Annotated in this window: 12 protein-coding genes; 8 read left to right on the top strand and 4 right to left on the bottom strand. The window is 72.0% G+C overall.

Annotated elements, in window-relative coordinates:
* Positions 1–190 precede the first annotated feature (190 nt).
* On the bottom strand, positions 191–922 hold the full coding sequence (locus tag AB0K14_RS14395) for an SDR family oxidoreductase (RefSeq protein ID WP_360461008.1): 732 nt from the start codon (positions 920–922) through the stop codon (positions 191–193).
* 93 nt (positions 923–1,015) lie between these two features.
* Between AB0K14_RS14395 and AB0K14_RS14390 the strand changes: the two genes are divergently transcribed.
* From AB0K14_RS14390 to AB0K14_RS14365, 6 genes are all read left to right on the top strand, one after another.
* Complete coding sequence (locus tag AB0K14_RS14390; protein WP_360461011.1) at positions 1,016–1,378, top strand: helix-turn-helix transcriptional regulator; 363 nt, start codon at positions 1,016–1,018, stop codon at positions 1,376–1,378.
* A 148-nt stretch (positions 1,379–1,526) separates the two neighbouring features.
* Complete coding sequence (locus tag AB0K14_RS14385) at positions 1,527–2,063, top strand: hypothetical protein (protein WP_360461013.1); 537 nt, start codon at positions 1,527–1,529, stop codon at positions 2,061–2,063.
* Positions 2,064–2,197: 134 nt separating this feature from the next.
* Positions 2,198–2,902, top strand: coding sequence for a VIT family protein (locus tag AB0K14_RS14380; protein ID WP_360461016.1), 705 nt, complete (start codon positions 2,198–2,200; stop codon positions 2,900–2,902).
* 141 nt (positions 2,903–3,043) lie between these two features.
* Entirely contained in the window at positions 3,044–3,256 is a 213-nt protein-coding gene (locus tag AB0K14_RS14375; RefSeq protein WP_360461019.1) for a hypothetical protein, read from the top strand.
* 398 nt (positions 3,257–3,654) lie between these two features.
* Positions 3,655–8,205 carry a glutamate synthase large subunit gene (gene gltB, locus AB0K14_RS14370; RefSeq protein ID WP_360461022.1) on the top strand — a complete coding sequence of 1,517 codons (4,551 nt, stop codon included), beginning with the start codon at positions 3,655–3,657 and terminating at the stop codon, positions 8,203–8,205.
* Positions 8,198–9,649, top strand: coding sequence for a glutamate synthase subunit beta (locus AB0K14_RS14365; RefSeq protein WP_360461025.1), 1,452 nt, complete (start codon positions 8,198–8,200; stop codon positions 9,647–9,649). The genes gltB and AB0K14_RS14365 overlap by 8 nt, the downstream gene beginning before the upstream one ends.
* Before the next feature lie 155 nt (positions 9,650–9,804).
* On the opposite strand, the gene AB0K14_RS14360 is transcribed toward AB0K14_RS14365, so the two are convergent.
* Complete coding sequence (locus AB0K14_RS14360) at positions 9,805–10,323, bottom strand: MarR family transcriptional regulator (RefSeq protein WP_360461027.1); 519 nt, start codon at positions 10,321–10,323, stop codon at positions 9,805–9,807.
* Positions 10,324–10,381: 58 nt separating this feature from the next.
* On the opposite strand from AB0K14_RS14360, the gene AB0K14_RS14355 reads away from it, so the two are divergent.
* Positions 10,382–11,893, top strand: coding sequence for a GGDEF domain-containing protein (locus AB0K14_RS14355; protein ID WP_360461030.1), 1,512 nt, complete (start codon positions 10,382–10,384; stop codon positions 11,891–11,893).
* 437 nt (positions 11,894–12,330) lie between these two features.
* Here the strand turns inward: AB0K14_RS14355 and AB0K14_RS14350 are convergent, their stop codons facing one another.
* A complete protein-coding gene (locus AB0K14_RS14350; RefSeq protein ID WP_360461033.1) occupies positions 12,331–12,726 on the bottom strand; it encodes a bacteriophage spanin2 family protein in 396 nt (131 codons plus the stop codon).
* A 171-nt stretch (positions 12,727–12,897) separates the two neighbouring features.
* Positions 12,898–13,875 carry a hypothetical protein gene (locus tag AB0K14_RS14345; protein ID WP_360461035.1) on the bottom strand — a complete coding sequence of 326 codons (978 nt, stop codon included), beginning with the start codon at positions 13,873–13,875 and terminating at the stop codon, positions 12,898–12,900.
* 132 nt (positions 13,876–14,007) lie between these two features.
* Between AB0K14_RS14345 and AB0K14_RS14340 the strand changes: the two genes are divergently transcribed.
* A complete protein-coding gene (locus AB0K14_RS14340; RefSeq protein ID WP_360461038.1) occupies positions 14,008–15,324 on the top strand; it encodes a protein kinase in 1,317 nt (438 codons plus the stop codon).
* Positions 15,325–15,355: the final 31 nt, after the last annotated feature.

The raw sequence follows: 15,355 nt of genomic DNA, 5'->3' as shown, positions 1-15,355 counted from the left end.
CTACGTTCCGGTCGCGCGTGTCCTACGTTCAGAACACCCGAGTTCAACGCTCAGAACAGGTCTGGCGATCCTGAGCGTTGAACTCGGGGTACCTGAACGTAGGACACGCGCGTTCTGAACGTAGGACACGCGCGTTTTGGAGGTGGGACACGCGCGTTTTGGAGGTGGGAGATGTGGGGGGTTGCGGGGGTTAGCCGATGGTGCGGCCGCCGTCGGCTTGGAGGAGTTCGCCGTGGATGTAGCTGGAGCGCGGCGAGGCGAGGAAGACGATGGCCTCGGCGATCTCGCGCGGTGAGGCCGTGCGGCCGAGCGGTGACTGGTCGCCGACCGCCGCCACCGCGTCCGAGTTGAGGGCCAAGGCCCCCTCGGTGTCCGTCGCGCCCGGCGCGATGGCGTTGATCCGCACGCCGGTGCCGCCGAACTCCACCGCCCAGGTCCGGGTCAGGGACTCCAGCGCCGCCTTGGTGGCCGCGTAGACGGCGCCGCCCGGCAGGGCGAACGAGGTGAGCGACGTGGACACGTTCACCACACTCCCCTTGCCACGCGCCGCCATCCGCGGCAGCAGGGCTGCGGTCAGGAAGAACGGCGCCCGCACGTTCACGTCGAACAGCCGCTGGAACGTCTCCACGTCCTGCTCCACCGTCGGCGCGAACGGGAAGATGCCCGCGTTGTTCACCAACACGTCCACCTCGCCGACCGCCTCGGCCAACTCGCGCACCGAGTCCAGGTCCGCCATGTCCGCCGCGATGAACTTCGCCCGCCCACCGTCGGCCTCGACCATCGCCACGGTCTCCGCGCCGCGCGCCACGTCCCGCCCCGTGACGATCACCGTCGCGCCGCCGAGCGCCAGCAGTCGCGCGGTCTCCCGACCGATGCCCAAAGTACTGCCCGTGACCAGTGCGACCTGCCCGTCAAACTCCATGATCCCCGCCTTGTTCGAAGTTCGGTGAACAACGAACAACCTACTCGCGCAACTTCGATGTTCGCAAACTATCGAACATCTAGACTTGGTGGTGTGCGCCACCCCGAACCCAACCCCGACGTCGATCGGCTGATGCTGACCGACGTGCTCGCGGCGCTCAGCGACCCGTTGCGCGTCGGCCTGGTCCGCCTGCTCGCCGACGGCGAGGAGCACAACTTCGGCGAGTTCGCCGTCCCCGTCGCCAAGTCCACGCTCAGCCACCACCTGAAGGTGCTCAACACCGCAGGCCTGACCTGGCGGCGCGACGAGGGCACCCGGTGCTACGTCCGGCTGCGCCGCGCGGACGTCGACGCCCGGTTCCCCAACCTGCTCGACACCGTGCTCGCCGCCGCCGACCAGGACGACGTCGGCAGCCACGTCGGCACCACGCCGTGCGATCCCGGAACCGGGCGCTGACCGACCGGCGGTCAGGGGTCCGCGACGCCCGTTCCACAGGCAGCAGAGGGGTCCGCGGCGCCGGTTCCACGGGCAGCAGAGGGGTCCGCAGCGCCGGTCCCGCCGACCGAGGGGTTCGCGGCGCCGATCCCGCCGGCAGGATGACCGCGTGACCAGGGGCCTGCAGTACTTCGCCGCGTGGTCGGCGTCGACCGCGGTCGCGGTGGCGTTGTCCTGGCTGGGCATCCGGTTCGTGCTGGACGCGGGCGCACCCGAACTGCCGCGCGTCGTCGCCGGACCGACGCAGTCGTCCGCGATCGCCACGACCACCGCCAGGACCACCACCGCCGCACCGGTCACCACGACGACCACGGTCGCGGTGATCGCCACGGTCGCCCCGACCACGACGACGGTCGCACCCACCACGACCACGCCACCCCTGCCGTCGGAGAACGGCACGTGGACCGAGCAGGACGGCGAACCGGTGTACCTGCGCAGCTTCAGCCTGCGCGGCGGGGTCGTCGCGATCCGCTTCTCCGCCGGCGGGATGGAGCCGATCTCGGCCACCCCGCGCCAGGGCTTCGCCGCCACCGTCGAGCAACCCGCGGACGCCGTCGTGGTCGAGTTCACCAGCGCCGGCCACCGGTCCCGGCTGGAGGCCACCTGGGTCGGCGGACCGCAGTGGCGGATCGTGGAAGCGGGCTGACCGCCGCTCCCCGATTCGTCAGCCGGGAGTGGATCACCCGCACCCCCGGAGGTGGAATCCTCCCGCTGTCCAGGCCTTCACCCGTTCGCGACGGGGCCACCACCCGTTGGCCGAGCGGTGGTTCGATCACGGTCATGACGCATCCCGGTGAACCGCACCGCGACGACCTCTCCGGCCGGCTCAACCGGCTGCGCGCCGGCGTCCTGGGCGCCAACGACGGCATCGTGTCCACCGCCGGCCTCGTGGTCGGCGTCGCGGGCGCCACCACCGACCGCACCGCCATCCTCGCCGCGGGCGTCGCCGGGCTCGTCGCGGGCTCCCTGTCCATGGCGGGCGGCGAGTACGTGTCGGTCAGCACCCAGCGCGACACCGAGCGGGCGGCGCTCAAGCTCGAAGAGCGCGAACTGCGCGAGATGCCGGAGGAGGAGGAACGCGAGCTCGCCGAGATCTACCAGGACAAGGGGCTGTCCGAGGAGCTGGCCGCGCAGGTGGCCCGCGAGCTGACCGAGCAGGACGCCCTGCGCGCCCACGCGGAGGCCGAGCTGCAGATCGACCCGGACAACCTCACCAGCCCGTGGCAGGCGGCGTGGGCGTCGCTGCTGGCGTTCGCGGCCGGCGCGTCGATCCCGCTGGTCGCGATCGTGCTGCCGCCGACGCAGTGGCGGGTGTGGGCGTGCGCCCTGGCCGTGCTGGTCGGCTTGGTGCTCACCGGCGTGATCAGCGCCCGCCTCGGGTCGAGCCGCACGGGCCGCGCGGTGCGCCGCAACGTGGTCGTCGGGTCGCTCACGATGGTCGTCACCTACTCCGTCGGTCTCCTGTTCGGAGTAACGGTCGGGTGAGCGCGATCACGCACCGCGCACACCGTCCGGAGCCGGTCCCAGAAAGTCGGCACCCGGAGGTGTGAGGTACGCAAAGTGCGGGTACCCGGCGTCTGACTTGTCGACGTTGAGCGCGACAGGCCCGGACTGGAGGTGCCCGCCGTGACCCACCCACCGACACCCCTGCTCGTGTTCCGCGGCGAGAAGGCCGAACGACGGCTCTGGGCCCTGCTGTCCGCACTGTTCGCCCTGGTCTCGGGCGTCAACGTGATCCTCGCCGTGAGCGAGGCCGCGTGGTTGCAGGGCGCCGTCGCGGCGCTGTGCCTCGCCGTCTCGGTCGGCTGCGCGGTGCGCTCCAGAAGAGCCGGCAGCTGACTTCACCCGACGCTGAAGGATCGAAACCGAGCGAAACTCTGGTCCGACCGGGCGTACCCCGTTGGTAGGAACGGCGTCAAGTAGGGGTGTGATTCACCACGACGCCCTCTCGGACTAGAGCCATAACCGCGAATTCACACTATCGTCACAAGACCCCGGCAATCCCGGTGCACCGCCAGGCGCTCACGAACGGCCCCATCGGGCCGCGAGGCGCGCGCACAAGGAAGTGCAGTTTCCCCGCACAACGGAGTGCGGTCCCCACGCCGACGATCTCTCGGGCGTGGATCCACAGCCAGTACCTGCAGGCCGAGTTGTCCGCGTAAAGCCGCGCGCGGGCGTTCGGCCGTCTCCGTGCGCCCAAAAGCAGGGCGACTGACGACGCCACGGGAGGGCCCGTTGTGACCCACCACCACCAGCCTCAAGGCCTTTACGACCCGCAGTACGAGCACGACGCCTGCGGTGTCGCGTTCGTCGCCGACCTGGCCGGTCGCCGAAATCACGCGATCGTCCGCCAGGCACTGGTGGCGCTGCGCAACCTCGAACACCGGGGCGCGCGCGGCGCCGAGCCGGAGACCGGCGACGGCGCGGGCATCCTGATCCAGGTGCCCGACGCGTTCTACCGCGAGGTCGTCGGCTTCCCGCTGCCCGAGCCCGGCGGCTACGCGGTCGGTACCGCGTTCCTCCCCCAGGAGGGCCAGGACGGGGTCGAGGCCGACGAGGTGACCGCCCGAGAGGTGACGGCCCAGGAGGTCAAGGCCCGGATCGAGCGCATCGCCGAGGAAGAGGGCGCGACCGTCCTCGGGTGGCGCGAACTGCCGGTGGACGCCGACCACGTCGGTCCGACCGCGAAGACGACCATGCCGGTGTTCAGCCAGCTCTTCCTCAGCAGGCCAGGAGGAGCAGGCGCGGAAGGGCTGGAGCTGGAGCGGCTGGCGTTCGTGGTGCGCAAGCGCGTCGAGCACGCGACGGGCGTGTACTTCCCGAGCCTGTCCGGGCGGACGATCGTCTACAAGGGCATGCTCACCGAGCCCCAGGTGGAGAAGTTCTTCCCCGACTTGACCGACGAGCGGGTCACCAGCTCGATCGGCCTGGTGCACTCGCGGTTCTCCACCAACACGTTCCCGTCGTGGCCGCTGGCCCACCCGTACCGGTACGTGGCCCACAACGGTGAGATCAACACGTTGCGCGGCAACCGGAACTGGATGGACGCGCGCGAGTCCGTGCTCGCCACCGACCTGATCCCCGGCGACCTGTCCCGGGTCTTCCCGGTCATCACGCGCGGCGCGAGCGACTCGGCGACGTTCGACGAGGTGCTGGAGCTGCTGCACCTGGGCGGGCGCAGCCTGCCGCACGCGGTGCTGATGATGATTCCCGAGGCGTGGGAGAACCACGCCGAGATGGACGCGCAACGGCGCGCGTTCTACGAGTTCCACTCCACGCTCATGGAGCCGTGGGACGGCCCGGCGCTGGTGGCCTTCACCGACGGCACGCTGATCGGCGCGGTGCTGGACCGCAATGGTCTGCGGCCGGCCCGGTACTGGGTCACCGAGGACGGCCTGGTCGTGCTCGGCAGCGAGGCGGGCGTGCTGGAGTTCGACCCGGCCACGATCGTGCGCAAGGGCCGGTTGGAGCCGGGCCGGATGTTCCTGGTCGACACCGCCCAGGGGCGGATCATCGACGACGAGGAGATCAAGGGGCAGCTCGCGGCCGAGCACCCGTACCAGGAGTGGGTGGCCGACGGCATCCTGCACCTGGCCGACCTCCCGGCGCGTGAGCGCGAGGTGCCGACGCACTCGTCCCTGGTGCGTCGTCAGCAGGCGTTCGGCTACACCGAGGAGGAGATGGCGCTGCTGCTGGGCCCGATGGCCCGCACCGGCGCGGAACCGATCGGCTCGATGGGCAACGACGCGCCGTTCGCGCCGCTGTCGGACCGGCCGCGGCAGCTGTTCGACTACTTCACCCAGCTGTTCGCCCAGGTGACCAACCCGCCGCTGGACGCGATCCGCGAGGAGCTGGTGACCTCGCTGCACGCCACGCTCGGCGCGGAACCCAACCTGCTGAGCGTGGACGCGACGTCGTGCCGGCGGATCTCGCTGCCGTTCCCGGTGGTGGACAACGACGAGCTGGCCAAGCTGGTGCACGTGGACGACGACGGCACGCTGCCGGAGTTCCGGACGTTCAGCGTGCGCGGCCTGTACGAGGTCGCGGGTGGCGGCGAGGCACTGGTGCGGCGGCTGGACGAGATCCGCGCCGAGGTGTCGCAGGCGATCCGCGACGGCGCGCGGTTGGTCGTGCTGTCCGATCGCGGCGTCGACCAGGAGCACGCGCCGATCCCGTCGCTGCTGCTGACCGGCGCCGTGCACCACCACCTGGTGCGCGAGAAGACCCGCACGCAGGTCGACCTGATCGTGGAGGCGGGTGACGCCCGCGAGGTGCACCACATCGCGCTGCTGATCGGGTACGGCGCCAAGGCGGTGAACCCGTACCTGGCCATGGCGTCGGTGGAGGAGCTGGCCGACGTCGAGCCGGAGGTGGCCACCCGGAACCTGATCAAGGCGCTGGGCAAGGGCGTGCGCAAGACGATGTCCAAGATGGGCGTCTCGACCGTGGCGTCCTACACCGGGGCGCAGATCTTCGAGGCGATCGGCCTCGGCGACGAGGTCGTGGACTCGTGCTTCACCGGCACCACCTCGCGGCTGGGCGGCGTCGGCTTCGACGTCATCGCCGAGGAAGTGGCGCGGCGGCACCGGATGGCGTTCCCGGTCGACGGCGTCCGGGCGCACCACCGCGAGCTGGAGGTCGGCGGCGACTACCAGTGGCGCCGCGAGGGCGAGGCGCACCTGTTCAACCCGCAGACCGTGTTCAAGCTCCAGCACTCCACCCGCACCGGGCGCTACGACATCTTCAAGGAGTACACGCGGGCGGTGGACGAGCAGGCCAAGCGGCTGCTGACGCTGCGCGGGCTGTTCGCGTTCAAGGAGGGCGTGCGCGAGCCCGTGCCGATCGACGAGGTCGAGCCGGTCTCCTCGATCGTCAAGCGGTTCGCCACCGGCGCCATCTCCTACGGGTCCATCTCGCAGGAGATGCACGAGGTGCTGGCGATCGCGATGAACCGGCTGGGCGCGAAGTCCAACACCGGTGAGGGCGGTGAGGACGCCGAGCGGTTCACCCGCGACGCCAACGGCGACTCGCGGCGTTCGGCGATCAAGCAGGTGGCGTCCGGCCGGTTCGGCGTGACGAGCGAGTACCTGGTCAACGCCGACGACATCCAGATCAAGATGGCGCAGGGCGCCAAGCCCGGCGAGGGCGGGCAGCTGCCCGGCGCGAAGGTGTACCCGTGGATCGCCAAGACCCGGCACTCCACACCCGGCGTCGGCCTCATCTCGCCGCCGCCGCACCACGACATCTACTCGATCGAGGACTTGGCGCAGCTCATCCACGACCTGAAGAACGCCAACCCGGCGGCGCGCATCCACGTGAAGCTCGTCTCCGAGGTCGGTGTCGGCACGGTCGCGGCGGGCGTGTCCAAGGCGCACGCGGACGTCGTGCTGATCTCCGGCCACGACGGCGGCACCGGCGCCTCTCCCCTGTCGTCCATCAAGCACGCGGGCGGTCCGTGGGAGCTGGGCCTGGCCGAGACGCAGCAGACGCTGCTGGCCAACCGGTTGCGCGACCGGATCGTGGTGCAGACCGACGGCCAGCTCAAGACCGGGCGGGACGTGGTGATCGCGGCGCTGCTCGGCGCGGAGGAGTTCGGCTTCGCCACCGCTCCGCTGGTCGTGTCGGGCTGCATCATGATGCGGGTCTGCCACCTGGACACCTGCCCGGTGGGCGTGGCGACGCAGAACCCGGTGCTGCGGGCGAAGTTCGCGGGCAAGGCCGAGCACGTGGTGAACTTCTTCGAGTTCGTCGCGCAGGAGGTCCGCGAGCTGTTGGCGCAGCTGGGCTTCCGCACCCTGGCCGAGGCCGTCGGGCACGCGGACCTGCTGGACACGCGGGCCGCGGTGGACCACTGGAAGGCGGCCGGGCTCGACCTGTCGCCGATCTTCCACGTACCCGCACTGCCCGAGGGCGCGGCGCGGCACCGCACCACCGACCAGGACCACGGGCTGGAGAAGGCGTTGGACAACACGCTGATCCAGCTCGCCGAGGGCGCGATCGCCTCCGGTGACCGGGTGCGGCTGGAACTGCCGGTGCGCAACGTGAACCGCACCGTCGGCACCATGCTCGGCTCCGAGGTGACCAAGCGGTGGGGCGGCGAGGGTCTGCCCGACGACACGATCGACATCACGTTCACCGGCACGGCCGGGCAGTCGTTCGGCGCCTTCGTGCCGCGCGGCATCACGTTGCGGCTCGTCGGCGACGCGAACGACTACGTGGCCAAGGGCTTGTCGGGCGGGCGGATCGTCGTGCGGCCGGTGCCCGACGCGCAGTTCGCCGCCGAGCAGCACATCATCGCCGGCAACGTGATCGGCTACGGCGCGACCGGCGGCGAGGTCTTCCTGCGCGGCAAGGTCGGCGAGCGGTTCTGCGTGCGCAACTCGGGCGCGCTGGCCGTCGTCGAGGGCGTGGGCGACCACGGGTGCGAGTACATGACCGGTGGGCGGGTGGTCGTGCTCGGCCCGACCGGGCGCAACTTCGCCGCGGGCATGTCCGGCGGCATCGCCTACGTGCTGGACGCGGCCGTCCAGCGGGTCAACCCGGAGATGGTGGACCTCGACCCGCTGGACGAGTCGGACCGCGAGTTCCTGCGGCGCGCGGTGGAGAAGCACTACGTGGAAACGGACTCGGCGGTGGCGCACTCGCTGCTGGCCGACTGGGACCTCGCGGTGGACCGGTTCACCAAGGTCATGCCGAAGGACTACAAGCGGGTGCTGGCGGCACAGGCCCGGGCCGAGCTGGAGGGCCGGGACGTCAACGAAGCGATCATGGAGGCGTCTCATGGCTGACCCTCGTGGGTTCCTCACCACCGAGCGTGAGACTCCCCGCAGCCGTCCTGTTTTCCTGCGCCTGCGCGACTGGCGCGAGGTGTACGAGGAGTTCGAGCGGCCCAAGCTGGAGAAGCAGGCCGGCCGGTGCATGGACTGCGGCATCCCGTTCTGCCACCAGGGCTGCCCGCTGGGGAACCTGATCCCCGAGTGGAACAACCTGGTGTGGAAGCAGGACTGGCTGCTGGCCTCGGAACGCCTGCACGCCACCAACAACTTCCCGGAGTTCACCGGAACGTTGTGCCCCGCGCCGTGCGAGGCCGCGTGCGTGGTGGGGATCAACGGCGATCCCGTCACCATCAAGCGGGTCGAGATCTCCATCATCGACCGGGCGTGGGACGAGGGCTGGGTGACGCCGCAGCTGCCCGCCACGCGCACCGGCCGTTCGGTGGCCGTGGTGGGTTCCGGGCCCGCGGGCCTGGCCGCCGCGCAGCAGCTGACCCGCGCCGGTCACGACGTGACGGTGCTGGAGCGGGCCGACGCCATCGGCGGGTTGCTGCGGTACGGCATCCCGGAGTTCAAGATGGAGAAGTGGCGGCTGGACCGCCGGCTGGACCAGATGCGGGCCGAGGGCACGCGGTTCGAGACGAACGTGAACGTCGGCGTCGACGTCACGGTCGACCGGCTGCGGGAGTCCTACGACGCGGTGGTGCTGGCCGGTGGCGCGACGGCGTGGCGGGACCTGCCGGTGCCGGGCCGGTCGCTGTCCGGGGTGCACCAGGCGATGGAGTACCTGCCGTGGGCGAACCGGGTGGCGCGCGGCGACCTCGACGCGCCGCCGATCACGGCGGAGGGCAAGCACGTCGTGGTCATCGGCGGCGGCGACACCGGCGCGGACTGCGTGGGCACCGCCCACCGCCAGGGCGCGCTCTCGGTGACGCAGCTGGAGATCATGCCCCGGCCGCCGGAGAAGCGCGCCGAGGTCCACCCGTGGCCGACCTACCCGATGCTGTACCGGGTGTCGTCGGCGCACGAGGAGGGCGGCGAGCGCCTGTACTCGGTGTCCACGGTCGAGTTCCTCGGTGACGACGAGGGCGCGGTGCGGGCGTTGAAGCTGGTCGAGGTCGAGGCCTCCGGCGGCCGGTTCGAGCCGGTGCCCGGCAGCGAGCGGGAGATCCCGGCGCAGCTGGTGACCTTGGCGATGGGCTTCGTCGGTCCGGAGAAGGCCGGCCTGCTCGCCGAGCTCGGCGTGGACCTCGACGCGCGCGGCAACGTGGCGCGCGACGAGGACTTCGCCACCTCCGTCGACGGCGTGTTCGTGGCGGGCGACATGGGCCGCGGCCAGTCCCTGATCGTGTGGGCCATCGCCGAGGGCCGTTCGGCCGCCGCCGGCGTGGACGCCTACCTGACGGGCCGCGCCGTGCTGCCCAGGCCGATCGAGCCCACCGACCGGCCGCTCGTGTGACTCGTCCCCGGTGGCCGGACAGCGTGGTCCGGCCACCGGGGGACGCCCTGTCGGCCACCGGGGACGTCCTGCCGGCGCCGGGGCGTGCGGCACCCCGAACCGACGCTCCGCCGCACCCGGTGGCCTGCCGGTCGTCGCCGCGGTGACCGGACCGGTCACTTCGGGCGAGCCGCGACCACCCGGCGGATCAACTGGACCATCTGTGCGCGTTCGTCCTCGTCCAGCACGGCGAACCACCGACCCTCGCGCGCGTTCTGCCGCGGGAAGACGCGCGACACCGCCGCGCGGCCCTCGTCGGTGAGCGCCACGAACACCACCCGCCGGTCCTGGCCGTCCCGGGTCCGCTCCACCAACCCGGCCCGCTCCAGCGTGTTGATGAGGTTGGACATCGCCGACCTCGTCGTGCCGGACAGGTCCGCGAGCCTGGCCGGCTGCGTCGGCCCCAGCAGCCACAGCTTGAACATCAACCGGAACCCGGGCATGGTCCACCCCTGCTCGCGGTGCACCAGCGCCTCGTAGTCGGTGATCATCATGTACGCCAGGTGCAGCACGTTGTACGACAGGCCGAACGCGTCCGCGTCGCCGCCCAGCCCGGTGATCCGCTGCCGGGCGAACCGCTCGTACTCCTGCTCCGTCGCCACGTCGTCGGCGACGGGAACCTCCTGCTCTGCCACCTGCTGATCCTCCCAGGGCGACCCGGCCGGAGGGTCGCGAATACGGCACACTACCGACGTGATCGGGACGAGGCGGTTCGCCATCACGGCCGCGGTCGTGCTGGTGCTCGCCACCGCCGCGTCCGTGGCCGCCAGTTTCGACCTGGTCAAGGGCGAGGGCGCGGTGGTCCTCGACGACCTGGCCCAACTCGCCACGGGCCTGTTCGCGACCGGTTGCTGCTGGTGGACGGCGCGCCGGGCGACCGGGCCGGACCGCCGCTGGCGGCTCGCGACGGGCTTCGGCATGGCGAGCTGGTCCACCGGTCAGGCGTTGTGGACGTGGTACCAGCTGGTCGAACGGCGCGCGGTGCCGTCGCCGTCGGCCGCCGACGCCGGGTACCTCGGCATCGTGCCGTTCGCGTTCATCGCGCTGCTGGTCATCGGCAACTTCCGCCGCTCCGACTCGCCCGACGCACTGCTGGACCGACGCTCGCACAGCGCCCGGCTCGTGCTGCTGCTCGACGGGGTGATCGTGGTCGGGTCGCTGTTCGTGCTGACCTGGACCACCGTGCTGGGCGGGCTGGTCGAGGTGGGCAACCCGAGCTCGGCGGCGTTCCTGGTGGCCATCGCCTACCCGGTGACCGACCTCGTGCTGCTGGTGATCGTGGTGGTGCTCAGCGCGGACCGCAAGGTCGTGCTGCAACCGCAGCTGCGGCTGCTCGGGCTCGGCCTGGTCGGCCTGGCCGCGTCCGACTTCGCGTTCGCCTACCTGGTCAGCATCCAGGCGCCCGAGGTGCCGCCGCTGGCCAACGCCGGGTTCGTGGTGGGGCCCGCGCTGATCGCGCTGGCCGCGCTGGCGCCCGTGCCGTCGCCGCCGACCGGCCCGGGCCGCAACCGCCGCCCGTGGCAGTGGGCCTACCTGATGATGCCGTACGTGCCGTTACTGATGAGCACCGTGCTGGTGCTCCGGCGCACGATCATCGGCGACCTGGGGCCGTTGGACGGGGTGGAGATCGGCTGCGGCTTCACCGTGTTCGTCGCGGTGATCCTGCGACAGCTGGTGACCCTCGTGGACAACACCAAGCTCGTGCTGCTGCTGCGCGAGTCCGAACGCACCCTGACCCACCAGGCGCACCACGACCCGTTGACCGGCTTGGCCAACCGGGCGCTGTTCGAGCGCAGGCTGGACGAGGCGATGGACGAACACCACCGCGACGGCACGCCGTTCGGGCTGCTGTTCGTGGACCTGGACGACTTCAAGTCGGTCAACGACGTCTCCGGTCACGCGCACGGTGACGCGATGCTCGAACAGGTGGCGCGGCGGCTGCGGCAGTGCGTGCGCGACACGGACGTGGTCGCCCGGCTGGGTGGTGACGAGTTCGGCGTCCTGGTCGAGGGCGTCGAGGAGCCGGAGAAGGTGGCGTTCCGCGTCCTGGACGCGCTCGGCGAGGAGATCAGCGCGTCGGTCGGCGTGGTGATCTGCGCGGACCCCGACCCCGAGGCCACCGCCGCGTCGGTGCTCAGCCGGGCCGACAAGGCCATGTACGAGGCCAAGCGCGACGGTGGCCGGGGTCTGGTCATCCACTCGTAGCGACCGGGCGTGCCCGGCCCGACGGGGACTACTTCCGTGGCGCGGGAGAGGCCGTGGTCGCGTGCCAGGAGACGTACCGGACTCGTTCGTGTATCGCACTTCCAGGTGAATGTGCTCGCCTCGACCGGCATTTGGGTTACGCCAAGTGAGCGCGGAGGGCATCTCGCACGGTCGGCGGTCGACCCGAAGGTAAGAGCAGGTCTGACCGGGTTTCACCGGCACGACCACGTCGTGAGTCCGGAAGCAGAGCACGGGTGGACCCGCCTGCCGCCGGTGGCCGGGCGACCTCCGCCGCACCACGACAGCGGGGGCGGGACCGGGTCCCGCCCCCGCTGGGTGCGCGTGCGGCGTCGAGCGACGGTGCGGCCGGTGCCGGTGCCCACCCGGGTCCGCGGCGGGCCCAGGCACGGCGCCCGCTCAGGACGTGCACGCGGCGCTCAGGTCGTGCAGGCGGCGGTCAGGTCGGCGACCCGGGTGGCCTTGTCCTCCAGCCAGGCGGCCGGGCGCAGGACCAGGTCGTCCAGGGTCACGTCGCGCAGGGTCGCGGCCATCGCGGTGATGGCCTCGTTCACCGTCGTGTCGGCGGCGTTCGCGGCGAGGTCGGTCAGGGAGTCCGCGGCGGTGTGGGCCTGCTCGACCGCGCGGTCCGGGCTCGCGGTGTCGAACACCGCCGTGGCCTGGGACAAGGCTTCGGTGCACACCTGGACGGTGGAGGCCGTGTCGGCGACGGCGGCGGCCGCGTCGGACGCTTCCTGGAGCGATCCGCACGCGCTCAGCGCGGTGACGGCGGTGATCGTGGTGATGGCGGCGACGACGCGACTGGTGACGCGCATGGCTGGTTCCTCCGGCTCTGACCCGAACCAGAGGTCTCCCCGACCACCGCACGCGGTGGCGCCGTGACCGGACCGCTGTGGAGCGGCCGTAATGACGATCACGCGCAGAGTGGGTACTCCCCTCTGCCACCAGAGTGCCGGTGAACCGGGCGCCGGTCAAAGTGACGTGGGTTACCCCGGCAGCGCCGCCCACACCTCCGCCGCGGCGGTCCTCGTCGCGGCACAGGCGTCCTGCTCGGTCGCACCGGTCGGCAGGGCGACGGTCACCAGCGCGAGCTCGCTCAGCCCGTCCGCGAACGGGATGTGGGTGGTCTCCGCACCGCACAGCACGAACGACGACGTGGTCAACGACGACATCACGGTGGGCCGCCCGGCGATGTCCTCGCGCTTGCTGTTCCCGCCGTTCGGCTCGGTCGGCACGCCCACCGAGTGCATTACCCGCACCCTGGGCGGTGTCGTGGTGCCGCTCGGGCTCCACCGGCACTGGTGGCCCGCCGGGTAGGGCCAGGCGCTCGCGCCCGCCAAGCCGGGCAGCCGCCCGACCGTCGCCTCCGACAGCCCGGCGCAGGCGTCGACCGGGCCGAGGGACTTCGCGGGGAACCGCCGGTGCGCCACGTCCCCCGCGAGCACCCGGTCCGCGATCGCGCGCACCAGGACGTCGGCGATCTCGCACAGCCGCGCCGCGCCGGCCCCGTCGGTGGAGGGGTTGTCGACCGTCACGTTCAGCGCCACCAGATCGGCGAACAGCAAACCGCGCTGGCACTGGACGTCACCGCCCGGCACCTCGGCGACCCGCAACTCCTTGTAGGGCACCTTCGGCCCGTCGAGCACGGCCTCGTGCCGCAACCGGTCGAGGCCACCCGCCGACACGTCGAGCACCACGCCGCCCGCGGACAGCTTCAGCAGGCAGTAGTCGAAGGACTCGACCGGCGCGACCGAGGCCTCACCGAACGCGGCCACGTCCGCCGGCTCGACCTGTCCGCACGGGTCGACCGACGCGAGGTCGCCGAGCAGCCGTTCGGCGGTGGGCGCGGGCGGTTCGGGGGACGTCGGGTCGGGCACCGGCACGGCGGTGCCGGTCACGTGCGTGCCGCAGCCGACGAGCAGCAGTGCGACCAGGAGCGGGACAACGCGACGCGCTCTCGCCATGCGCGCAGCGTAGGGGATGATCACCCGTCGGTGGCGGGCACGACCGCCGAGCCGAGGCGTGCTCACCTGTTTGCCGTCGGCGTGGTCCGGGCATTCGGAAGTGTCCTACTCACGCGACCGGAGGTATGGCCGGTGTCTTCCTCGGTAAGCGAGAACGTCCTGGCCGACCGCTACCAGCTCGTCGAGCCGATCGGGACCGGAGGGATGGCCGAGGTCCACCGCGCCTGGGACACCGTGTTGCGGCGGCACGTCGCGATCAAGCTGTTCCAGCCGGGCTTCGACCCCGCGGGCGCGCAGCGGTTCGACAACGAGGTCCGCGTCCTGGCCGGGCTCTCGCACCCCGCGCTGGTCTCCGTGTACGACGCCGACACCACCGGCGCGACGCCGTTCGTCGTGCTGCGGCTGGTGGAGGGCAGCACCTTGCACGACCGACTGGCCCTGGGAGGACCGCTGCCCCTGGACCAGGCGCGCCGGCTCGGTGCCCGGCTGGCCGACGCGCTGGCGCACGTGCACGCCCACGGCCTGGTGCACCGGGACGTGAAGCCGTCGAACATCCTGCTCGACCACGAGGGCGAGGCCTACCTCGCCGACTTCGGCCTGGCGCACCTGACCGGCGCCACGCGGCTGACCCGCACCGACCAACTGGTCGGCACCGCCGCCTACCTCGCCCCGGAGCAGGTGCTCGGCGGGGAGGTCGACCACCCGGCCGACGTGTACGCCCTGGGCCTGGTGCTGCTGGAGTGCCTGACCGGGCGGCGCGAGTACCAGGGCGGTGACGTGGAGGCCGCGGTCGCCCGGCTGCACCGCCCGCCCGTCGTCCCGGTGGACCTGCCGGTCGACGTCCGGGGTCTGCTGGCCGGCATGACGTCGACCGCGCCGGAGGACCGCCCCACCGCACACGACTGCGCGCAGCTCTTGGCCGCGGGTCTCGTCCCGTTGGAACCCGCGGTCGAGCCGAGCGCGGGCGACGCCACCGAGGAGCTCCCACCCGCGACCCGTCCGTCGTGGAAGACGTTCGCCGCCTCGGCGGGTGCGCTCCTCGGCGCGTTCGCGATCACGATGGCGGCGATGTCGGGCGAGCCACCGGCGACCTCCTCGCCGCCCGCGTCCCCGACGCAGGAGGCGGCACCGCAGCAGCCCGGCTCGTCGGACGCGCCGCGGGACCAGGCCGAGCCCAGGTTCGTGGGCACGCAGCAGACCGGGGGCACGACGCAGGCGCCCGCCACGCCGCGAGCCACCAGTTCGACGCCCGCGCCCGCCGAGGCCGCGGTGGGCGACGCGCCGGCGCCCGAGACGGGTCAGGTCACCACCACCGCGCCCGTGCCCACCACCACGGCGCCGCAGACCTCGATCCCGCCGACCACCACGACCCAGAGCACGCAGCCGAGCCCGGACCCCAACGAGCCGCCGAGCGAGCCCACCGAGGACGACAACGCCGACGGGACCTGAGCCGGCCGAGGTCACCGGAGTCGGATCTCGG

It is taken from the genome of Actinosynnema sp. NPDC050801, from assembly GCF_040673975.1.
Taxonomy (GTDB): domain Bacteria; phylum Actinomycetota; class Actinomycetes; order Mycobacteriales; family Pseudonocardiaceae; genus Actinosynnema.
Note: the sequence above shows the minus strand (reverse complement) of the source record. Positions and strands in the feature narration are given on the sequence as shown.